Origin of the sequence: Shewanella sp. MF08487 (assembly GCF_050848685.1) — a bacterium.
Classification (GTDB): domain Bacteria; phylum Pseudomonadota; class Gammaproteobacteria; order Enterobacterales; family Shewanellaceae; genus Shewanella; species Shewanella glacialipiscicola.
In genome coordinates, this window is the sequence record NZ_JBOZPB010000002.1 from 105306 (window position 1) to 125734 (window position 20429).

A 20429-nucleotide genomic window follows, 5' to 3' on the forward strand; every position below is an offset into this window, starting at 1 on the left:
TTTTGTATCTAAATATTGGATGTATGAACTTTTCTGTTTGATAGCGCGTATCATATGCGCAAAATATATTTCGACATTTATATGTAAGGATTGAGCGTGGCTAATCAACAACTTCCACAATTGAGCACTAAGTACCTCACACTAAAAAGCGGTCTATTACTGTTGCCATTAATCAGTGGAGCAGTGGTCGCGGCAGATAAACCTTCGCAGGAGAGAAAGCCTTTTAGATTAAATATCTCCCAGGTGAGCACTCAAAGTGCAGAGGTTGCCAATGGCAATACCGATCTGCAAAGAGACAGCCTATTGCTCAGTGCTGGAATGAATATGCCGCTAGATCAGCAATGGTCAGTGGGTTTTAATGTCGGTTACGATCGACTTAATTATGATTGGCGCAATATTAGTCTTACTGGACCCAATAATGTTTCATCATTATTTGGCATTGACGGACAAAGTTGGGATCACATTAATCGTTATCGTGCTGGGGTTTCTTTAAACTACCGCATGGATAAACGCTGGTCTTTTTCGTTAGCACCGCAGATCCAATATGCTTACGCTGATACTGCATCGGCTGACCAAGCACAGAGTTATGGTGTTGTGGCATCGGTAATGTATGCATTAAAATCGGGCAATATGATTGGTTTTGGGGTTGCGTATCTTAATGATATCGATGAGGTACGGACAGTGCCTTATCTCGCCATGCGCTGGCAGATAGATGAACATTGGGCGCTGGCTAACCCTTTCCAAGCCGGTTTTAGTGGCCCTGCAGGATTAGAATTAAGCTATAAATTTAATCCTACTTGGAATATGGGTTTTGGTAGCTCGCGCCGTACCGAGCGTTTCCTCATCGAAGATGATGATACCGTAGTAGAAACTAACGAATGGGTCAGTTATCTGCGCGGCGGTTGGCAAGCGACTTCGGCGCTCTCTGTTAACCTGTACGCGGGTTACTACTTTGATAGTGAAGTAGAAGTGACCAACCAAACGGCTCTTGAAATCGATAACCAAGGTGCAGTTGCCTTGGATATCGGCTTCAAATTCTAACGCCAAGTTAATTTATTTGCCCAGCATGGCCTCTTTTAAGCTGCTCTGGGCAGGTTTATCACCTAGCCAAATTTTTAACAGTGCTTGACGGAACATCTCACCTTCGATAGTCGTTTGTTCTTGACTATTTTTGTAGGCCGTTACGCCGCGGGTTTTATTGGCGACTAAGGTAAATTGGTCGCCAGCTTTAATTTCTTCATTAAATAGCGCCATAAAAGCATCTATTTGCGGTTGGATATCGACGGTGTTATCCGCTGTGGCGTGCTCAAACCCTTCGATGATCGCATCGCGCATTTTTTCGGAGGTGATCATGCCTGAAGTAATGTTGAGCCGAATGACTGCAATCGGAGCATTGATGACTGCTGCTGTGTTATTTAAGACTGTCGGTACATAAAGGCTTCCCACATATAAATCCATAAAGAATTTACTACGAACGCCAGCGCCATTCAGTGGTAAAATTTGGCTATCTAACGTCACACTATCGGCAACTTGCACACCTGAAACGTCTTTTGCAATGACTGCGTTAGGTAATAATAGCGCTGTTGCGAGAGTCAGCGTGGAGAGTAACTTCATAATACACCTCATTTTTAGATTCTAATTATTGGGTTTAAAGCTGATTTTGATGAGTATTTTTGCAAAACGTTGGTATCGATTGCGCAAACACTCAACAATGCAAACGGATGTTAATCTAAAGAAAGGGGGAGTGATAGACCAATAACGTTTAAGCATGAGGTGGTGATGGGAAAATTCGGCATACTCGCGTTAAGCATTAGTATGCCATTTGTGTGTAAACAAGATTAAATTAACCGCGAGTACCTAGCTTGTACTGCCCATTTTGTTCGAACATGACTGCTTGTTTTTGTTTTGAAGAGATCAGAATTGGACCGTCATCGAAGAACAAAAAACATTTCCAATTGCGGACAAATACATCCCAACGTGTTTCAATTACTTGATACTTTTCATAGCAAAAATACACCGGCGTTTCATCTGGCCATTGAATGAAATCGGCTAACATAGCAGGTAAACTGCTATCTTCACTGTCCCAAATACTTTGCCAGCCATCTGTTTCAGTCCAAGCATCAGCCTTGGCTGCCCAATCTCCCTTAGTAAATTGCTCCGCACGACTACTTTTATTGCTGATCCATTGGTTCCAAACCTCCATAGCACTTTTATCCGTTAACGGTAGGATATGCGCCTTATCCTCATCGGTAACAGGTAAGTCTTTGTGGTTGAAAATCCACTTACGGCGGTAAATATCTAAAGGTATATAGGTATGAGCCAAACAAAATCTCCTTGGGTATGCGAGTGGGCAATGCTGAAATGAGCTTAATTATACGATCTAGTGAGGTAATAGTGAAATTACCGAACACGAATATTAGTGTTCGGTGCGGGTTTATAACATTATTGCGAAGAAGTCATTAATCGCGTGAGCTCTGCTAAATATTCTTGTGCGACTTGATTGTTAGGATCGGCGTCAGTCGCATTAGAAAATGCAGTGTGGGATGCTTCTACTTGATTGATTTCAATCATAAATAACCCTAGCTTTATCCATGTTTGCGTATCCGATGGATATTTTTCTAAGTAATCTAAGTAGGTGTTGACAGATTGTTGTATTTTGCCTTGAAGCTTTAAAATATGTGCATACTGCGGCATGTATTCATCACTATAAGCCAAAATTTTGACCAATGTTGCTACCGCTAGTTCAAGGTTACTCAATTTGAGAGCGAGCAAAATAATATTTTTTAACTCCATCTCAGTGCAAAGTTCCTCGGGTAGAGCAAGCAAGGCATCTAATGCTTGTTGGGGTTGTTGCTCTAGGTTGAGCTGGAAGGATAAGGCAAGATGATATAATCTTTTAGCCTCGAGATCAGTCTCAATCAGTGGCAATAAATTTTTTACGGTAAGGGATAAAGCATATCCATTTTTATTCGCATTTAGCCCAATAATTTTTTTGTAGACTTGTTCCATTGATGAGGATTTGTTTAAGGCGTCAATATACACTTGGTTTACTTGAGTCGTACTCTTATTAAATAGGGTGCCTAATCTAGCTAATATAACCTTTTCATCATGATTTAATTTTTTACTTTCATGATCATGTTGCCAAATTATAGCCCTGCCTGGTTGACCTTTTTTTAGCCATTCGTTTGCAAGTGTTATTAATGATGTTGGTGCTATTTCTTTTTGTCTCAACCATAAAACTTCTTTAGCTTGATTTACTAAGGATAAAATGTCTTTGCAAATTAAATTAAACGCAGTGTAATAGTTTACTGTCATTTTATTAATATGTTTTTGATCCCATGAGTTTAGCTCTCGTGTGGTCAAGAATTTAGAAAACTCAAAATATCCATAGAATTTTATTAGGGTTGCGAAGTTAGAGTGTTTTTTGTTTATTTTAGACTCTATTTTGTCAAGTTGAGTTATCACTTCTTCCGCTTTGGTCGAGTTAGTATTTAATTTTTCGGATAGCTTTAGTGCTTGTTGTATTAGAGTGTAGAGGCTCTTTAATTTTTCTTCTGCTTTTAGGCAATGTTGCTGACAATCCTTTAAGTCTAATTCTTTTTCTTTTAAGCTTAGTGTTGTTACGTTTTTAAGTGCTTTACTACCAAATTTTTCAAGTTTAATATTGTTCTTATTTGTATAAGAAATACTCTCTATTTTTGCCGCGCTATTCGACAGATTAATAAACTCAACCTCTGGATAAATTTTAACTTCTTCAGCTAGTGATGTCATTGCATGTATTAATTGTATTGGGGTTTCTGCAAGATAGCCGGCATAGGTTTCAATCCATTTCCCGTCATGACCAAGGTTAGGGCCTAGATTGGCTTCAACAGTCCCATTTGCATGGGTAAAACCAGACTTTGAATAACAAAAGTCAACTCCAGTTAAGAGAATTTTTGAAAACCCCATTTCAATCGCTAAACGTACTGAGCTGTTTGTGACAGTAGGACCTAAGGTAATAATGTTGTCATTATCCCCGTGGCTAGCCCATGGATATCGTTGTCCTAAATATAAGCTCGGTCCTTGCCACTGAGAAAGGATTTTGGAGCTGATGTGATAAGAGTTTACTAGAGGAATATTATTACTTATCGCAAAAATCTCTCGGCAAACATCGAAGTTTAATTCCTGAGGGTCAACACAAGTTATAATGTCAAAGTTAATAAAGTTCTTTGTTAGTTTTCCTGCAATTCTTGCTACAGCAATGATAAATAGATCATCGTTATGCAATTTTATCCAATCAATATTTTCATCTAATGATGGGCCTCCAGCAATAATTAAACAAGTCTTGCCGGGGAATGTGTTTTTAAGGATTTTTGCTGGGGTATGGTTGTCAGCGATGTTCTCTAGTTGTTTTTTGAAAAATATTTTTTGTGTAAAACCAATACTGTGATTAAAATACTCATCTTTAATTTTGTTTTCAATTCGATTGAATAGTTCGCTGTATATGTCTAGATGTTGTGATGCAACGCCAAGTGATGCATAAATTTCATACTCACCTTTGGCTATGTATATTTCTATATCATTTTTACTGAGTTCCGCAAGAAACTCTGTTTCAGTTAACACTTTGACATTTTTTTGTCTATTGACAGGTATATCTATAGTCAGGAATTGTAGTATTTGTTCTAGTTCTATAAAGATAAATTGAGTGCCATCCGCTATATCACTTTCAAGCACGTAATTAGCGAGTAGTCCAGAGTCGACTCCCACGATAATATTAAGCTTATCTTGATGAGAAAATGCTCGTTTGAATCTCTTATCATAAAGCGTTTTAGAATCAAGGTTTTCGAATGTATGACGATTAATGCTGGGTAAATAATATTCGTTGAATCGACTTATCGAAAAGGTATTTAATATGTTATTCATTGGTATATACATTCCTCTTTGTGCAATAAGTCAAACTCGTTTGGTTGCTTTAGGATACCTACTGTTACTCCGCAAATGTTCTCACTAAGATAATGACTTGGCTAGAAGGAGCCATTTTTATCTCTCTTTGCGATATTGTTTAGCTACAGCTCCATTTTACACTGCTAAACTGGAATTAGACGATGAAACTGTGTAAGTTCTACAGGTAACTGCCTATACTAAAAGAGCTTTGTGGTTGAGTAAACCCTAAGTAAGTATATCAATGTAGACATCTTGGCTTATTCTTTGCATTTATTTTGAATAGACAACAGGGTGTCAGTTGTATTTTCCATTGTCGCAGCTTAATAATCCAAGTTAATTGAGTCTCTGAGGAGCCCTAATGTTTGATAATAAAACGATTTTAATAACCGGTGGTACTGGCTCATTTGGACAGAAATACACTAAAACAATTCTTGAAAGATATAAGCCCAAAAGACTCATTATTTTATCTCGAGATGAGTTAAAACAGTACGAAATGCAACAGACTTACCATGCTCCTTGTATGCGATATTTCCTCGGTGATGTACGTGACAGCGATCGTCTTATGCAGGCTTTCCGTGATGTTGATTATGTCATTCATGCAGCAGCTATTAAGCAAGTGCCAGCTGCGGAATATAATCCTATGGAGTGTATTAAGACCAATATATATGGTGCTGAAAATGTGATTAAAGCTGCTATTGCCAATAATGTGCAGAAAGTCATTGCGTTATCGACAGATAAAGCCGCTAATCCTATTAATCTTTATGGGGCAACTAAGCTGGCCTCCGATAAACTTTTTGTGGCGGCCAATAATATCGTTGGTTCGGGAAGTACACGTTTTGCAGCTGTGCGTTACGGTAATGTCGTCGGTTCTAGAGGGTCTGTTGTGCCTTTCTTTAAAGGGCTGGTTGCCAATGGATCTGAGTCTATACCCATTACGCATCCTGACATGACACGTTTTTGGATAACGCTACAAGATGGTGTGAATTTCGTCTTAAAGAATTTTGCTAGGATGCAAGGTGGAGAGATTTTTATCCCTAAGATACCGTCTATTAAAGTGACTGACTTAGCGACTGCTTACGCACCTAATTTAAAGCAAGATATAGTCGGTATTCGACCTGGGGAAAAAATGCATGAGATTATGTGCCCTAGTGATGACTCACACCATACTTTGGAATTTGACGATCACTTTGTGATCACTCCAAGTATTCAGTTTTTTAGTGGTAACAATGATTACAGCTGCAATAAACTGGGCGAAAAAGGACTACCGGTAGTATCGGGCTATGAATATCACTCGGGCACAAATACACATTTTTTAACACCAAGTGAAATTATTTCTATGGATGCTAATGCATGATTTTATATGGTAAACAAGATATAAACCAACAGGATATTAATGCTGTCGTCGAGGTATTGAACTCTAATTATCTGACACAGGGACCTAAGGTTCCCGAGTTTGAACAAGGAGTGATGCAGCATACTCATGCTCATTATGCTGTCGCAACCAATAGTGCGACTTCTGCACTGCATATTGCTTGTTTGGCGTTAGGGGTGGGTGAAGGTGATCTAGTGTGGACTTCACCTATTACCTTTGTTGCATCTGCAAATTGTGCCTTGTATTGCAAAGCCGAGGTAGACTTTGTCGATGTAGATGTTCGCAGTGGTAATATGTGTCCTGTCATGCTTCAACATAAACTGCAGCAAGCCAAGCGTTTAGGGCGCTTACCTAAGGTGATTATTCCCGTGCATTTGGCAGGGCATAGTTGTGATATGAAAGCTATTGGCGCATTGGCAACCGAGTATGGCGTAGCTGTAATTGAAGATGCTTCCCATGCTATAGGTGGATATTATGCTGAAAAGCCGATTGGCGTTTGTCAGTATTCGTCTATCACCGTTTTCAGTTTTCATCCGGTTAAGATAATCACTACGGCTGAAGGTGGTGTAGCAACGACTAACGATGCCAGCTTAGCCGAAAAAATGGCATTGTATCGTAGTCATGGAATTACCAAAATACCTGATAAGATGCAACGCCCAGATGAAGGTCCTTGGTATTATGAGCAACATGAGCTGGGCTTCAATTATCGAATGACAGATATGCAAGCAGCTTTAGGTCTTAGTCAGTTGAGTCGTCTAACTCAATATGTTGAAACCAGAAATAAACTCGCTCAGTGCTATAGTCGTGCACTTTTGGGTTCTTCTATTGTGCCAGTTGAGCCCTTATCAAATAGTTTGAGCGCTTATCATTTGCAAATTGTACGCTTACCTGAGCCTATTCACCGACGCACAATTTTTGAAAAAATGCATGCAGATGATATTCAAGTACACGTACATTATTTCCCCGTGCATTTACAACCCTATTATATGACTTTAGGATTTAAAGCGGGCGACTTTCCGCAAGCGGAAGCATTTTACCGTGAAATAATGACCTTACCGCTTCACCCCGGCGTGTCTCAAGCGCAAGTTGAAGCTATTGTCGAGCGTCTGTTACTGCATGTGTCGACGTAAAGCTGTCGTTTATACTCATTCGCTGCTTACTTTAAGTTATAAAAAACAATTTCTTGATTATTTAGATATTGTATCTTTTACTTGTGAAATATCTGTTTGGTTAATGGTTATATAGCTTAGCGACTTGATGGCTTAACCGCAAAAGCCTCAATAAATAAAATAGTGTCATGAGGGTAGGAATTAACACGGTGAAAATAGCGATTATACCGGCCCGTGGTGGCAGTAAACGTATTCCGCATAAAAATATCAAACCATTTTTCGGCAAACCAATCATCGCCTATTCTATTGAGGCTGCAATTCAGTCTGGATGTTTTGATAAGGTAATTGTGTCGACCGATGATGAACATATTGCTGAAGTTGCATTAGCCTATGGCGCCCAAGTACCTTTTGTTAGGCCTGCAGATATTTCTAATGATTTTGCCACTACGCTTACTGTTGTCCAGCATGCGATTATTTGGTGTGAACAGCAAGATTGGGCACCAGAATTGATATGTTGTCTTTATGCAACTGCGCCATTTGTACAACCTCATGACTTACAACAAGGTTTGAGTACTTTAATCTCTGATGATATTGATTATGTTTTTAGTGCCACAACGTTTTCTTTCCCTATTCAAAGAGCTATTACCTTATCTGTAGGGGGAGAGGTCAGCATGTTTGACCCCAAGCATCTTAATACTCGTTCGCAAGATTTACCTCAGGCCTATCATGATGCAGGCCAATTTTATTGGGGAAGGGTTGCAGCATTTAAACAAGGCAAACCAATATTTTCTCCGAATGCAAGAGTCGTTTTACTCCCTAGGAAACGGGTACAAGATATTGATACCTTAGAAGACTGGGAATTTGCTGAAGCTTTATATGCGTTGTCACATACAGATAAGTTTATAGCCAAATGAATATTGTCATTCGTGCAGATGCCGCAGTACAAATTGGCAGTGGTCATATTATGCGCTGTCTTGTATTGGCGAAGGAATTAACTAACCAAGGGTATAGCGTTAGCTTTGCTTGCCGCCGTCAACCGGGCGATCTTATTGGATTAATTCAACGACGCGGTTTATCTGTGGTTGAGTTAGCGTCTCCTGTTATTAATGAGGTTAACTTAACGCCAAATGTAGCCGTAGAATCTAATGCTGAAGCTGACTATGCCGCCAGTTGGCTAGGAGTGTCTTGGCAGCAAGATGCAGACAGTTTGTTGGCACAAATAAAGGATGTTGATCTATTAATAGTCGATCATTACGGCATTAATATCGAATGGGAGCAATATGTTAGGAATGTACTGGATTGTAAGTTATTTATAATCGACGATTTACTCAGATTACATGCTGCCGATCTGTTATTAGACCAAACCCCAATGCGAGAAGATTCTGCATATGTGTTGCAGAGCACTATCAAACGTGTTTTAGCGGGCAGTGATTATGCTTTATTAGCGGATAACTTTGCGCCAATACGCGAAACCATCATGCATCGACACGTGACGACTGTGCAGCCCAGAGTACTGATTACTATGGGCGCTATGGATCTGCCTAATGCAACAGGTAAAGTGCTAGAAGCCTTTTTGCAGCTGCCGGCCGATGACCGTCCACAAATAACAGTATTATTGGGGCAACATGCACCGCATTATCAAGTCGTTAAAAAATATATCAAGGTATTGGGCAATAAAGCCAAACACTTTGATTATGTAGAAAATATGGCAGAAATCATGGTTCAGCATGATCTCGCAATTGGTGCTGCAGGGACAACCGCATTAGAAAGGGCATGTCTTGGACTGCCGAGTATCCTTATTCCCCTTGCCGATAATCAGAGAGCTATTTGCAATAATCTCGTTGCAGCAAACGCTGCTATTTATCTTGAGCTGGATGAGATTACGACTAAGTTAACTGTGCAATACGCATTTTTAACTGCGAACTTAACCGAATTCAGAGCTAGAAACTTAGTATTATGTGATGGTTTAGGTGTAAAACGGGTATTGGTTGAGCTCAATGGTCTGCTTAGTTATCTGCCATCGACATTGGGCCTACGTAAGGCCACTCATGACGATATAGAACAGGTTTATAATTGGCAAATTCAACCACAGACACGGCAATATTCACCCAACCCTCAATCCCCAAGTTGGTTAGAGCACCAAGTGTGGATGCAGAACCAATTATCCAATGCGGAACATTTCTTTTATCTGATTATTGATAATGTCAGTAACCTTAATCTAGGCGTGGTGAGATTGAACCGTATTGCTCAATGTGAATATGTTATTTCGATTTTTATTGATCCTAGTTATTATGGGCAAAAAATAGCGACTAGAGCATTAGCGATCATTGACATTATCCATCGGGATGTGACAATTCATGCTCGGGTTATGCAAGATAATTCGGCATCGCAGCAATTGTTTACCTCGGCAAACTATCAGCAAGTCACAAGCGAAATATTTATTCGGGCGCCAATAAAGTGAGATAAGTATGACAACAGAGATAAGTATCAATGGTCGCCTAATTGGGATAGATCACCCTCCTTATATTATCGCCGAGCTCTCTGCAAATCATAATGGTGATATAACGCGAGCCTTACGAATAATCGAAGAAGCAAAAAAGGCTGGTGCGGATGCGGTTAAATTACAAACCTATACTCCAGACACCATTACGTTAGATTCAAATACGGATGAATTTCAAATTCATGGTGGCCTTTGGGACGGTAGGTCTTTATATGAGTTATATCGTGAGGCACATATGCCATGGGAGTGGCATAAACCACTTTTTGACAGAGCTAAAGAGTTAGGAATCACTATATTTAGCTCACCATTTGACTTTAGCGCCGTCGACTTATTGGAGTCGCTTGATGTCCCCGTCTATAAAATAGCTTCATTTGAGCTGGTTGATTTACCTTTAATTAAGCGTGTCGCTAAAACGGGTAAACCAATGATCATGTCTACAGGTATGGCGAATGAAGAAGAAATCGAGCAGGCAATCGCTACCGCGAGAGATAATGGCTGCGAGGCGTTAGTAATTTTGCACTGTGTTAGTGGTTATCCAGCTCCAGCAGGCGAATATAATATACGCACGATAGCGGATATCAGCCAACGTTTTAGTGTGTTATCTGGTCTATCTGATCACACTATAGATAATGCCACCGCAGTTGCATCAGTAGCTTTAGGAGCCTGTGTAATTGAAAAGCATGTCACCTTAGACCGACGAGGTGGCGGCGCCGATGATAGTTTTTCTATCGAACCAGCTGAACTTGCTCAACTTTGTAAAGATGCTAAAACAGCGTGGTCGGCACTAGGTCACGTGAATTACCAAAGAACTGAGGCCGAAGAAGATAATGTTAAGTTTCGGCGCTCCTTATATGTCGTCAAAGATATTGCCATGGGAGAGTCTTTGACTCCTGATAATGTAAAGAGCATACGCCCAGGTTTTGGCCTGGCGCCTAAGCATTATGAGGACATATTGGGTCGTAAGGCAAAATGGGCAATTCCGAGCGGCACAGCCTTAGCCTTTACTCTACTGGAATAAAAATAACAACATACTTAGGAGCATAAAGTGACGTACAAAACTGAACAAGAAAGATTTTGGGTAGGGGAGTTTGGTGATGAATATCTCAAACGTAACCACGAGGCTGACACTGTAGTGGCCAATATTGCATTTTTTACCAAAGTATTACAACAGACTAAAAATGTGCAGAGTGTGATTGAGTTTGGTGCCAATATAGGTATGAACATCGAGGCGTTAAAATCTATCTTGCCTCATGCGACTATGTCGGCAATTGAGATTAATGATAATGCAGCTAAAAGCCTCGAGCGATTTTCTAATTTGAACGTGTATCATTCGTCAATTTTGGATTTTACTGCCGCATCAACTTATGATTTTGTATTAACAAAAGGCGTGATGATCCACATTCATCCAGATGAGTTGCAAGGTGTGTATAACTCACTCTATAAAGTTAGTCATCGCTATATCTGTATCGCCGAATACTACAATCCTACTCCGATTGAAGTGCCGTATCGTGGGCACAGTGGAAAATTATTCAAGCGGGATTTCGCTGGCGAAATGCTGGATAAGTTCTCTGACTTACAGCTAGTGGATTATGGTTTTATCTACCATAGAGATAATAATTTCCCTCAAGATGACTTAACCTGGTTTTTGTTGGAAAAGACACTTTGATTGAGTTGCCCAATATTATAGAGCAACATGAAGTTAGTGAGATCGCGAACGAATTGAGCCATTGTTATTTTATAGTGATGGCTTTTTGACTCACATCAATGGATGTCGAACAGCAGAATTTAGGTGCGACTAATAGTGAAGTATGTTTCGATATGGTTACGACTAAGTAGCGGCTTGTTTGTTCGGGTTATTTAAATACTTTTAAACGTATGAGAAACAGAATAAAAAAGTGCGTTAGTTATGTCACAGTTAATGTGAACATGGCTAATTGAATAGGTATACAACATTGAAAAACGCTACAAATGAAAGGTTAGTTTACAGTTATGTTTTTTAAAGGCTACTATTTAATAGTAGCGGTAAGTCATATTCAAGACTGTCTGCTAAAGAAAGCCAATCGTGACGTTCTTGCGCCGCAAGCATGTCACGAAATAACGCTACAACCGTCACGGCATTTTTTAGCTCAGGCAACAGAGGTTTGAGTAGGTCGATACAGTCAGCAAAGTCATGTGAGCCATCGGCCTCATAACCTAATCTAAACTTACTCGCAGTCGTTATCAGTTTCATGATGAGTTCGTCAGTCGCTTTATTGTTCATGACTTGCATTCCTGATATTGAGTACCATCAATAGCGGCGCCATCTAAACTTGCGTTATAAAATATCACATGTGGTTTAGAATGAATGTAATGTTCTAATGCAAGTAGATATCCGCGAAAATTAAGGTCTGTCGCCACCTTTTCTCCAAGACCATTCATAACCCAATGTTGTTTCGCATTGGTTACAGATGGACCTAATTTACCATCTTCCCAGAAGGCGTGCGTCTTATTATGGGGATAGCTAAAATCGCAACCAAATAAAGTGATGGCTGGGCTGTTTAGGTATACCGCTAAATCAATAGCTGGGTGGATTACGCTGCCATTAGCAAATAAACGCAATTTAGGGAACTTTTGGTGTAACTCATCATAGGTTTTACTGAGTGAGTAGGCGGCGAAACGTTGTCCTGGCCACCATTGCAATATTTCTTGTTTTAATTTGGGGAAATAGACCAATTTCACACTCATGGGAATATTATCTGGTAACAGTTGTCGGGATATATTTTGATCTATGCTAACAACGATATCAGGGATAATATTTTCATTGAGTAACGCTTTTAATGCGGTATCGACGCTAATCATTAATGGTCGAGTTGACTCTGGTAATGCCCGTTGTACTCTGAGGTATGCGTAATGTAGCTCTAGTGTTGGGCCTGTGGCTATGACTAAGGTTTTATTTGGTTGGTAGTAAGAGCTTAAATCGGCAGCATCACTGTCTTGTTTTATTGTAGCAAGATTTTCTATCATCCGTTGCTTAAGCTTTATATCAATATTGCGATTGTCGTGACTTTTATTCGCATAGGTCAGGTTATTATTAAATACGATTAAGTCACGCAGCCTAGCATTTTCATCGCTGCTCAGTAATAGTTCAGATGTAATAGCTATATATTGTTGTGCTAGCCTGTGATGTTGAAGCTGATATTCCAGTTCTAGGCGTTGATCGCTTAACCATTGTCGTTGATCGGTATAAGTCAATAATAAGGCCAATAGATTCACGTTGAGTAGGCAGATACGAATGTGTTTAATAGCCGGATTTTGCACGAGAATTGTAGGAACATCCCCCATGCCGACGCCATAAACAGTTGCTTCACTACAGTTTCTTGGCAGTTGATTAATTAAAAGCTGTGCTTCTGCAATACGATTATGACGACTGCTTAACTGAATACCATTAACGCTAATTGTTTGTTCAGTACCTTGCACTAAATGGGCATTTAAATCTAAGACTGAAGCCGTATTTAGCACTAGACCTAGTAATGGCCAGCGTTGGTTTATGATGTCTAAATTGGCGTCAAAAAGCACAGTCATTAACTGTATCCTTGAAAGTCGTTATAGTTTATCAAGATAAGTCTGTTAACTGGTCTCTCCACAGGGACTCGAACCCCGATCGGCCGCTTAGGAGGCGGCTGCTCTATCCTGTTGAGCTATAGAGAGACGAGCGTAATTATACTGGTTTTATCCTTGATTAAAAGGCTTAAAATTTAGTTGCTTAAATCTTAATCGCTATGTCGTTTATCTGTACATTATAGGTGGCATTTTGATCTTCAAGTACTGCTGTTGAGCTTTCTTCGCTCACTTGTTCAATTTTTACAGTTGCTCGGCTCTTAGTGGCGATAGCGCGCATTTCGTTAAGTCGATCGGGTAAATTTTGTTGTAGTACGACTTGGAATTTATCACCAACACGAATGCCATGTTTACGACCTAGATTTAAAATAATTCTGTCAGCTTGGCGGCTCACCACTTGGCCTAGTAATGGTCTGCAATTGAGCGTGCTGTCTAAGTCTTGAGTAGCTTGTTGTATTAATTGGGTGATACTTTTACCGTAGAACGAACGCCAGAATCTATCGCTATTAGGTGTCACTATGGCTTGTTCTTCAAATTCCCAAGGTGCTGATGTACTGTAGCTTTTGCTCCAAACTTCTTCTCCACTTATCCCATGGTAGAGACTTAGTTTAAAATGAAATTGTCTTGTCGGAGCCTCATCCCATAATCCAAGAAAGGTCGCTTGCACAGGGTCTACTGAAATATCGATAATTTGGGGCTGCAATATATACTGGCTGTCGGTAATTTCACTGAGCCAACTTGGGAGTCGATAACCACGAATATCGACAAGATCTGGTGTAATATCGAGCCGCTCTTTAGCATGGAGATGGCTAAAACTTGTGGATGAGTAATCTTCTATTGTATTACCTAGTTTTTCGGCGATAGCTTCTTCAAAACCTGAAAGCTGTCCGTATCTTAGTTGAGTACGATCTTTAATTTGCGATTGTGGAATTAATATAGCGGCTTTTAAATGCGCGTTAGGGCATTGTGGTGTCTGATCATCATTTAGATCGATTCTTAGGGAAACATTTATTTTATTTCCTTGAATTCTCTCATTAATGAGTTGAATGCTACTTGCCTGAGCATAACGGTTTAATGCAAATTTATTCTGCGTGAGATTACCATTGGTTGTTTGTTGCTCACTGGATATTCTAATACCAGCGTTTAAAGTCGCATAACTCACAGCTTGATTAATCGCTTCTTCTCTTGCTTGAGCTATGTTGCCATTTACTATAGCGGCTTCCCCACTGGCCTCTATCCATTCGGCTTGAGTCGGTAACGACAATAGTGCAAAGCTCAGCATAATGAGCGAAGCTGAACGTGATATACGCATCAATTCAATCCTTATCGCTAAGCTAATGGCGATACAGTTTATTAAGCCAGTTTTCTGGCACCCTATCTAATATTGTGGAAAGCAATTTCCATGCCTAATTAGCTAAGTGTTTTGATAAGGTTTTATCTGTAACGGCCGATAAAGTCGATATGAAAAATAATATTTTTGGTTCGGACGTAACCTTGGTCTAAAGTTTGCTTGATTAGTTTACCACAATAGGGTGAGTCACTTTATTGTCAACAAACCCATACCATCAATGAGGTACATTCAATGCTAAAGCGCGTAATAATTCCCTTAACATTTTTAATGTTAGGTGGATGCGTTGCTAAACCAGTTACACCGCTAAAGCCCAGTTTAGTGGATGGCAATGGTTTGCCGCCAACAGCCATGATTAACCATCTGGCGCAGCGAATAGTCACTGAATTAGTTAAGCAAAATGATGCTCTACGTTCTGATCAGCCTATTGTAGTCACAACACCCGTACTTGTTGGCGATATGCATAGCTCTAATGCGCTGGCGCAGCAGTTACAACAGGGGTTAATGACCTCGCTGCATAGTTTTCAATTTAATGTTGTGGATTTAAATCTAGCGGATGGCTTACAAGTCACTACTGATGGTGATTTTATTTTGACGCGGGATTGGCAAAAACTCTCGAAAGACTTACCCGTAGAGCATCTTTTGGTATCGACAATGAGCGCTGTTACCAATGGCATGGCAATTAATACGCGTATTGTGAGTTTGAGTAACAATCGTGTGGTGTCGGCTTCGCAAACGTTTGTGACTCAAAAAGAATTGGCTAACTATATGCAGCCTTCGGAGCAAATCGTGTCACAAAACGGCATCCTTTACCGACAGGCCAGCCCAGGTATGAATGAAGTGCGAGTCTTAGGAGATGGAAAATGAAACGTTATTTGGTACTCATTACTGCGCTTTTATTGAGTGGCTGCGCCGCAAAGGATAAATATGTTCAGTGGGAGGACGTGCCACCGCCTAATTTTCCAAAGTTAACCGCTATTGGTTATGCACCGTTAGCGACTCAGCCAGCTAAAGAGCAATCGCAGCGGGTATTAATGGCGATGCAAGCCTCAAAAATTGTGGCGTATCGAGAGTTAGCTGAACAGGTTTATGGCCAAAAAATCACCGCCAATAGTAGTGTAAGTGATTGGATGTTGACCGACGATAATGTTAAAGCCTCTGTTTCTGGGGTGATACGCGGTGCGCGAGTGGTTAAGAGCTATCCGGCGGGTGAACATTATGTCACAGAGTTAGAGCTTGATTTTTCTCAGGTTTGGGCACTTTACCAGCAACAGAGTCGTCCACAAAAGGTGAAAGAAGTGACTTATTTTTAGCTGTTTAGAGTCTTCCTAACATGAACGATTGAGCCGCGTATTTACGCGGCTTTTCTTTATACACAAATCGCGAGGGTTATAATCTGAGCGTAAGATAATGAATATTAAAGGGAATACGCTTGCTAGGCTTTTAAATCATTGCCTAAGCTCGAAATAGTTGAGGTTTTACCTTTGTCGTTATAAGTGAGACTAGTCGCATTTCTACTTGCTTGTAAAGCTTGTGCAAAACGATTTAGACTGGCTAAATTCATCTCAATTAAACTGGCATTTTGTTCGTTAAGCTCTTTGCATTCAGTCAATGCTGCTTTAATAATATCCATTTTATGGATAAGTTCTGCCTGCTGGGTGAGCTGTGTTTTATCACTGTGTGCGGCTAAAATGTCATCATTAGCTTTTAGATCTTTCAAGCATTGTGATTTTTCACTAGCTAGTGACAGCAGTAAATCGGCGTTTTGGTCAGCCAAAGCGCCCTTTTCCTTGAGTATGATTTGCTTAAGTACAGCCAAATGGGCGTGTTGTTGATCTACCAGTTTAGCTATTGCTGTCATAGTTACTCTTTATTTAAGTCATTAAGTTCGGCTTCAAAACTTGCAATATTAGCAGCCAACTTTTCAGGATCAATCTTGTAACGACCTTCGGTAATAGCCTGTTTAATTTCAGCGACTTTCTTTTGGTCAACTTCAGGAAGGCTCGCCATTTTAGACTGAGCTTTTTGTAGTTGTTGTGCTTGGGCCGTAATAACCACAGAATCACTTTTTTGCGGTGTTGTTGATTTTGTTGCAACTTGAGCCGGTTGTTCATTGCTGGCTTTAGTTGCCCCAGCTCGAACTTGTGCAGTGGTTGCAGTATTGAGTTTGCTAATGTCTATGGCCATTTTTAGCTCCAGCGTGTGTATTCGGGATTTCTTAACTGGGTATCGGCAGCTTATAAGAAAGCTTTAGACTATTTTACATTCTTACTTCAACTTCGCCAATGCCCGTGACTATAGCATCGAGTTCTTTGTTTGAACTGCTATTTTTGATTCTTATCCGATCGCCCTTATTCCCATCTTGCAGAGCTTCTCCCGCTGTTTTAAGTTCGAAAGAGTTAGAACGCACATGGATAGATACTGAGTCATTCTTACAAACGAAGCATAAGTTGTTGCTCAATATAGGAGAATTTTTTGCTACTCGTCGCTTTACGCGTACTCCAGCTAATTTATTAGGGTCATCAAATTCAGCCCCTCTTAAACTATTTTGCTCGATGTAACGTACTTCGACCTGACTGGGTGAGATGAGTTCACCGGGAGCTAAGGTTTCTGTTGAAACAACAACGGGAAATAATATATCGACACGTACCGATATATATATTTGCCATGGGTAGGCTAAGTCTTGCGTGTCACAGCTCACTTTGAGAGTGTTATTGCGACTAATTTCTCTATCGCTCGCCATTTCGATATTAATAGGCGACGAACATTGTGACGGTAACATTCTTGCGTCAACTATTTGCGGCGTAATACTGACCCTAGCATTGGCTGGCGCTGATACTTTTTCAACAATAAGCGCTTTAGCTAATTCTGATATGGCCGATATGGTGGGGACAATCGACTCTGCGCTCGCAGAGGCGGGCGTTAATATGGCAATAATACACAAAAAATAGACTAAATTTACTTTCATAATGAAGAGACTAGCGCGTAACGCTAGAATACACCTATACTTTTATAAAGTTCGAAGCTGGTCATTGTCTGAGTTATTTAGACAACTGCCAGAAGATTGACTCAACTTCAACTAGGTTTATCGATAGATAAGACGTAAGCAATTAATATGCCTATACTCACCTGAGTCATAGGGCCGTACATAAACAGAACAACAAGGCAGAGTTATGTCGAGTATTCTTGATTCAGTCAACAAGCGAACTCAGCTCGTTGGTCAAAACCGTTTAGAACTGCTGCTTTTTAAGTTAAATGGTCGTCAGCGTTTTGGGATTAACGTTTTTAAGGTTAAAGAGGTACTGCAGTGTCCACCACTGACCACTTTGCCTAAACTTAACCCGAATGTAAAAGGTGTCGCTCATATTCGCGGTACGACTATTTCTGTTATCGATTTGAGTGCAGCAACTGGCGGTCGGCCATTAACCAGCACTGAAAACTGTTTTATTATTATTTCGGAATATAACCGTAGCGTTCAGGGTTTTTTAGTCAGTTCAGTTGAGCGTATTATCAACATGAATTGGGAAGCCATTATGCCGCCACCACAAGGCGCAGGCCGCAATTCTTACCTGACAGCCGTGACTGAAATTGAAGGTGAATTAGTTGAAATTCTCGATGTGGAAAAAATACTATATGAGATATCACCCGTAAAAACGGCTATCAGTGAAGAGGTAAATGAGAAGCTAACTCTAGATAGAAATCGACACTACCATATTATGGTAATCGATGATTCTGCCGTAGCACGTAAACAAATTATTCGCTCACTTGAATCATTAAATTTACAAATTGATACAGCAAAAGATGGTCGAGAAGCATTAAATAAGCTTAAAGAAATCGCCAAAGAGATGGATAATGTTGCTGATGAAATTCCACTTATTATCTCAGATATTGAGATGCCAGAGATGGATGGCTATACCTTGACCGCTGAAATTAGAGATGATCCAAAATTAAAACATATCAAAGTAGTGCTACATACTTCATTAAGTGGGGTGTTCAATCAGGCAATGGTTCAAAAAGTCGGCGCAAATGACTTTATTGCTAAGTTTAACCCCGACGAGCTCGCGGCTGCGGTGAATAAGCATTTGAGCTTATAAATTTGTGGGTTAGTACCTCGGTAAGCTTTACGCTATAATCTCGATTCATAACATAATAGTTTTGCACTGATTTTAGTGCACGCTATAAGATTTAGGATGTGAATGTGCCAAATAAATCACTCGCTGAAGCTGAATATAATCAATTTAGGTTGTTCTTAGAGCAACATAGCGGCATCGTACTGGGTGAGAATAAGCAATATCTTGTGCGCAGCCGTTTAGCTCCTTTGATGGGGAAATATAACCTGCCATCCTTGTCTGACGTGGTTAAGCACTCGATGAAGCCGACAGAGCGAGCACTGCGAGCCGAAGTGATCGATGCTATGACGACGAATGAAACTCTCTGGTTCCGTGATCGTTATCCGTTTGAATTATTAAACAACGCATTATTACCCGAGTATAGCCGTTTGGGGCGTCCTCTTAAAATTTGGTCTGCCGCGTGTTCGTCTGGACAAGAGCCTTATTCTTTAGCGATGACGATACTCGAATATCAACAGAAGAAGCCTGGTGCGCTTGCGGGGAGTGCCTCTATTCAAGCGACAGATTTATCGCCCTCGATGCTTGAGCGTTGTAAAAATGCAGAATATGACGGTTTGGCATTAGCACGTGGTTTATCTGAAGAGCGAAAACGCCAGTTTTTTGATGCATTACCTTCTGGAAATATGAAGTTAAAGGATAATGTGAAGCGTCTAGTCAATTTCAGAGCACATAATCTGCTTGAGAGTTATAGCCTGCTTGGTAAGTTTGATATTATCTTTTGTCGTAATGTGCTTATTTATTTTGCACCGGAGGCAAAGGCAAAGATTTTGCGGCAATTCGCTGCCGCTCTTAATCCTAAAGGGATTTTATTCCTCGGGGCTTCTGAATCAATTGCTGGATTAACTGACGAATTTGATATGGTACGTTGTAATCCAGGGATTTATTACCAGAAAAAGACTTAAATTAACTGCTTAAATAAGGATTGCCGACAGTAGAGTCGGCAATCCTTTATCTTTTATTCGTTTATTCTATTGTTTTTCTGCTTTTTATCTATGTTGGCACATCAATTGCTTTGTTTCCATTAGTGATACAAGGAGGCAATTTTATGGCGATCAATTTTGATAATGCACTCGGTGTGCATCAATATACTCTTGGTATTAGAGCTCAACGAGCCGAAGTATTGTCGAGTAATATCGCTAATGCTGATACGCCACATTATAAAGCCCGCGACGTCGATTTTTCAGCGGCGATGCAATCCGCACGTGGTCAACAGCAGCAGCGTCGTAGTCTTGATATGCAAGAATCTGACAAACATTTTGGACTGGCAGAATTGACCGGTCAGCATGTTAAGTTCCGCGTACCAAATCAACCTGATACTGGCGATGGTAATACTGTTGATATCCAGCAAGAACAATCAGCATTTATGCAAAATGCACTTGAATATCAAATGTCTCTAGGGTTTTTAGATAGTAAATTCAGTGGCATGAAGAAAGCGTTGCGAGGGGATTAA

Annotated in this window: 21 protein-coding genes and 1 tRNA gene; 12 read left to right on the forward strand and 10 right to left on the reverse strand. The window is 40.3% G+C overall.

Annotated elements, in window-relative coordinates; translation table 11 throughout:
- Positions 1-96 precede the first annotated feature (96 nt).
- Positions 97-1041: a DUF6268 family outer membrane beta-barrel protein gene (locus ACRN9H_RS01820; protein ID WP_432312216.1), complete on the forward strand. Its 945-nt coding sequence runs from the start codon at positions 97-99 to the stop codon at positions 1039-1041.
- 12 nt (positions 1042-1053) lie between these two features.
- Here ACRN9H_RS01820 and ACRN9H_RS01825 read toward each other — a convergent pair whose 3' ends face one another.
- From ACRN9H_RS01825 to ACRN9H_RS01835, 3 genes are all read right to left on the reverse strand, one after another.
- A complete protein-coding gene (locus ACRN9H_RS01825) occupies positions 1054-1614 on the reverse strand; it encodes a chalcone isomerase family protein (protein ID WP_432312217.1) in 561 nt (186 codons plus the stop codon).
- A 229-nt stretch (positions 1615-1843) separates the two neighbouring features.
- The gene (locus ACRN9H_RS01830) at positions 1844-2323 is read right to left on the reverse strand and encodes a DUF2947 domain-containing protein (RefSeq protein WP_432312218.1); all 480 of its coding nucleotides are present in this window, start codon (positions 2321-2323) and stop codon (positions 1844-1846) included.
- Positions 2324-2442: 119 nt separating this feature from the next.
- Positions 2443-4902 (reverse strand): 6-hydroxymethylpterin diphosphokinase MptE-like protein, encoded by a 2460-nt coding sequence (locus ACRN9H_RS01835; RefSeq protein ID WP_432312219.1) that lies wholly within the window; start codon positions 4900-4902, stop codon positions 2443-2445.
- Positions 4903-5281: 379 nt separating this feature from the next.
- Here ACRN9H_RS01835 and pseB point away from each other — a divergent pair, with 379 nt between their 5' ends.
- The 6 genes from pseB (at position 5282) to ACRN9H_RS01865 (ending at position 11570) form a co-directional block, all read left to right on the forward strand.
- On the forward strand, positions 5282-6277 hold the full coding sequence (pseB, locus tag ACRN9H_RS01840) for a UDP-N-acetylglucosamine 4,6-dehydratase (inverting) (protein ID WP_432312220.1): 996 nt from the start codon (positions 5282-5284) through the stop codon (positions 6275-6277).
- Positions 6274-7425 carry a UDP-4-amino-4,6-dideoxy-N-acetyl-beta-L-altrosamine transaminase gene (gene pseC / locus ACRN9H_RS01845; protein WP_432312221.1) on the forward strand — a complete coding sequence of 384 codons (1152 nt, stop codon included), beginning with the start codon at positions 6274-6276 and terminating at the stop codon, positions 7423-7425. The genes pseB and pseC overlap by 4 nt, the downstream gene beginning before the upstream one ends.
- 188 nt (positions 7426-7613) lie before the next feature.
- A complete protein-coding gene (gene pseF, locus ACRN9H_RS01850; RefSeq protein WP_432312222.1) occupies positions 7614-8318 on the forward strand; it encodes a pseudaminic acid cytidylyltransferase in 705 nt (234 codons plus the stop codon).
- Positions 8315-9865, forward strand: coding sequence for a UDP-2,4-diacetamido-2,4,6-trideoxy-beta-L-altropyranose hydrolase (pseG, locus tag ACRN9H_RS01855; RefSeq protein WP_432312223.1), 1551 nt, complete (start codon positions 8315-8317; stop codon positions 9863-9865). Before pseF ends, pseG begins: the two co-directional genes overlap by 4 nt.
- A gap of 7 nt (positions 9866-9872) precedes the next feature.
- Entirely contained in the window at positions 9873-10922 is a 1050-nt protein-coding gene (gene pseI, locus ACRN9H_RS01860) for a pseudaminic acid synthase (protein WP_432312224.1), read from the forward strand.
- A gap of 27 nt (positions 10923-10949) precedes the next feature.
- Entirely contained in the window at positions 10950-11570 is a 621-nt protein-coding gene (locus tag ACRN9H_RS01865) for a pseudaminic acid biosynthesis-associated methylase (protein ID WP_432312225.1), read from the forward strand.
- A 330-nt stretch (positions 11571-11900) separates the two neighbouring features.
- Here ACRN9H_RS01865 and ACRN9H_RS01870 read toward each other — a convergent pair whose 3' ends face one another.
- The 4 genes from ACRN9H_RS01870 to ACRN9H_RS01885 all read right to left on the reverse strand — a co-directional run bounded on the left by ACRN9H_RS01870 (position 11901) and on the right by ACRN9H_RS01885 (position 14813).
- Positions 11901-12164: a hypothetical protein gene (locus ACRN9H_RS01870; RefSeq protein ID WP_432312226.1), complete on the reverse strand. Its 264-nt coding sequence runs from the start codon at positions 12162-12164 to the stop codon at positions 11901-11903.
- Complete coding sequence (locus ACRN9H_RS01875) at positions 12161-13465, reverse strand: motility associated factor glycosyltransferase family protein (protein WP_432312227.1); 1305 nt, start codon at positions 13463-13465, stop codon at positions 12161-12163. The genes ACRN9H_RS01870 and ACRN9H_RS01875 overlap by 4 nt, the downstream gene beginning before the upstream one ends.
- A gap of 50 nt (positions 13466-13515) precedes the next feature.
- Positions 13516-13591: transfer RNA gene (locus ACRN9H_RS01880), tRNA-Arg, on the reverse strand.
- 55 nt (positions 13592-13646) lie between these two features.
- Positions 13647-14813 (reverse strand): flagellar assembly protein T N-terminal domain-containing protein, encoded by a 1167-nt coding sequence (locus ACRN9H_RS01885; protein WP_432312228.1) that lies wholly within the window; start codon positions 14811-14813, stop codon positions 13647-13649.
- A gap of 270 nt (positions 14814-15083) precedes the next feature.
- Here ACRN9H_RS01885 and ACRN9H_RS01890 point away from each other — a divergent pair, with 270 nt between their 5' ends.
- Both ACRN9H_RS01890 and ACRN9H_RS01895 read left to right on the forward strand, forming a co-directional pair.
- A complete protein-coding gene (locus ACRN9H_RS01890) occupies positions 15084-15716 on the forward strand; it encodes a FlgO family outer membrane protein (RefSeq protein ID WP_432312229.1) in 633 nt (210 codons plus the stop codon).
- The gene (locus ACRN9H_RS01895) at positions 15713-16162 is read left to right on the forward strand and encodes an LPP20 family lipoprotein (RefSeq protein ID WP_076496642.1); all 450 of its coding nucleotides are present in this window, start codon (positions 15713-15715) and stop codon (positions 16160-16162) included. The genes ACRN9H_RS01890 and ACRN9H_RS01895 overlap by 4 nt, the downstream gene beginning before the upstream one ends.
- A 122-nt stretch (positions 16163-16284) precedes the next feature.
- Here ACRN9H_RS01895 and ACRN9H_RS01900 read toward each other — a convergent pair whose 3' ends face one another.
- The 3 genes from ACRN9H_RS01900 to flgA all read right to left on the reverse strand — a co-directional run bounded on the left by ACRN9H_RS01900 (position 16285) and on the right by flgA (position 17817).
- Complete coding sequence (locus ACRN9H_RS01900) at positions 16285-16710, reverse strand: flagella synthesis protein FlgN (protein ID WP_220773858.1); 426 nt, start codon at positions 16708-16710, stop codon at positions 16285-16287.
- Between the two features lie 2 nt (positions 16711-16712).
- Positions 16713-17036 (reverse strand): flagellar biosynthesis anti-sigma factor FlgM, encoded by a 324-nt coding sequence (gene flgM / locus ACRN9H_RS01905; protein WP_220773859.1) that lies wholly within the window; start codon positions 17034-17036, stop codon positions 16713-16715.
- Positions 17037-17109: 73 nt separating this feature from the next.
- Positions 17110-17817, reverse strand: coding sequence for a flagellar basal body P-ring formation chaperone FlgA (gene flgA / locus ACRN9H_RS01910; protein ID WP_432312230.1), 708 nt, complete (start codon positions 17815-17817; stop codon positions 17110-17112).
- Positions 17818-18022: 205 nt separating this feature from the next.
- Between flgA and ACRN9H_RS01915 the strand changes: the two genes are divergently transcribed.
- The 3 genes from ACRN9H_RS01915 to flgB all read left to right on the forward strand — a co-directional run bounded on the left by ACRN9H_RS01915 (position 18023) and on the right by flgB (position 20429).
- Positions 18023-18943, forward strand: coding sequence for a chemotaxis protein CheV (locus ACRN9H_RS01915; RefSeq protein ID WP_076496646.1), 921 nt, complete (start codon positions 18023-18025; stop codon positions 18941-18943).
- A 98-nt stretch (positions 18944-19041) separates the two neighbouring features.
- Positions 19042-19881 (forward strand): CheR family methyltransferase, encoded by an 840-nt coding sequence (locus ACRN9H_RS01920; RefSeq protein WP_432312231.1) that lies wholly within the window; start codon positions 19042-19044, stop codon positions 19879-19881.
- Positions 19882-20024: 143 nt separating this feature from the next.
- Positions 20025-20429: a flagellar basal body rod protein FlgB gene (flgB, locus tag ACRN9H_RS01925; protein WP_432312232.1), complete on the forward strand. Its 405-nt coding sequence runs from the start codon at positions 20025-20027 to the stop codon at positions 20427-20429.

What these genes read in the sequence shown, in the direction of transcription:
- ACRN9H_RS01875 (WP_432312227.1), bottom strand. Translation starts at nt 13,465, where the DNA reads ATGACTGTGCTTTTTGACGCCAATTTAGACATCATAAACCAACGCTGG.
- pseG (WP_432312223.1), top strand. Translation starts at nt 8,315, where the DNA reads ATGAATATTGTCATTCGTGCAGATGCCGCAGTACAAATTGGCAGTGGT.
- flgM (WP_220773859.1), bottom strand. Translation starts at nt 17,036, where the DNA reads ATGGCCATAGACATTAGCAAACTCAATACTGCAACCACTGCACAAGTT.
- ACRN9H_RS01895 (WP_076496642.1), top strand. Translation starts at nt 15,713, where the DNA reads ATGAAACGTTATTTGGTACTCATTACTGCGCTTTTATTGAGTGGCTGC.
- ACRN9H_RS01890 (WP_432312229.1), top strand. Translation starts at nt 15,084, where the DNA reads ATGCTAAAGCGCGTAATAATTCCCTTAACATTTTTAATGTTAGGTGGA.
- ACRN9H_RS01915 (WP_076496646.1), top strand. Translation starts at nt 18,023, where the DNA reads ATGTCGAGTATTCTTGATTCAGTCAACAAGCGAACTCAGCTCGTTGGT.
- pseI (WP_432312224.1), top strand. Translation starts at nt 9,873, where the DNA reads ATGACAACAGAGATAAGTATCAATGGTCGCCTAATTGGGATAGATCAC.
- ACRN9H_RS01835 (WP_432312219.1), bottom strand. Translation starts at nt 4,902, where the DNA reads ATGAATAACATATTAAATACCTTTTCGATAAGTCGATTCAACGAATAT.
- pseC (WP_432312221.1), top strand. Translation starts at nt 6,274, where the DNA reads ATGATTTTATATGGTAAACAAGATATAAACCAACAGGATATTAATGCT.
- ACRN9H_RS01825 (WP_432312217.1), bottom strand. Translation starts at nt 1,614, where the DNA reads ATGAAGTTACTCTCCACGCTGACTCTCGCAACAGCGCTATTATTACCT.
- flgB (WP_432312232.1), top strand. Translation starts at nt 20,025, where the DNA reads ATGGCGATCAATTTTGATAATGCACTCGGTGTGCATCAATATACTCTT.
- ACRN9H_RS01870 (WP_432312226.1), bottom strand. Translation starts at nt 12,164, where the DNA reads ATGAACAATAAAGCGACTGACGAACTCATCATGAAACTGATAACGACT.
- pseB (WP_432312220.1), top strand. Translation starts at nt 5,282, where the DNA reads ATGTTTGATAATAAAACGATTTTAATAACCGGTGGTACTGGCTCATTT.
- ACRN9H_RS01900 (WP_220773858.1), bottom strand. Translation starts at nt 16,710, where the DNA reads ATGACAGCAATAGCTAAACTGGTAGATCAACAACACGCCCATTTGGCT.
- flgA (WP_432312230.1), bottom strand. Translation starts at nt 17,817, where the DNA reads ATGAAAGTAAATTTAGTCTATTTTTTGTGTATTATTGCCATATTAACG.
- ACRN9H_RS01885 (WP_432312228.1), bottom strand. Translation starts at nt 14,813, where the DNA reads ATGCGTATATCACGTTCAGCTTCGCTCATTATGCTGAGCTTTGCACTA.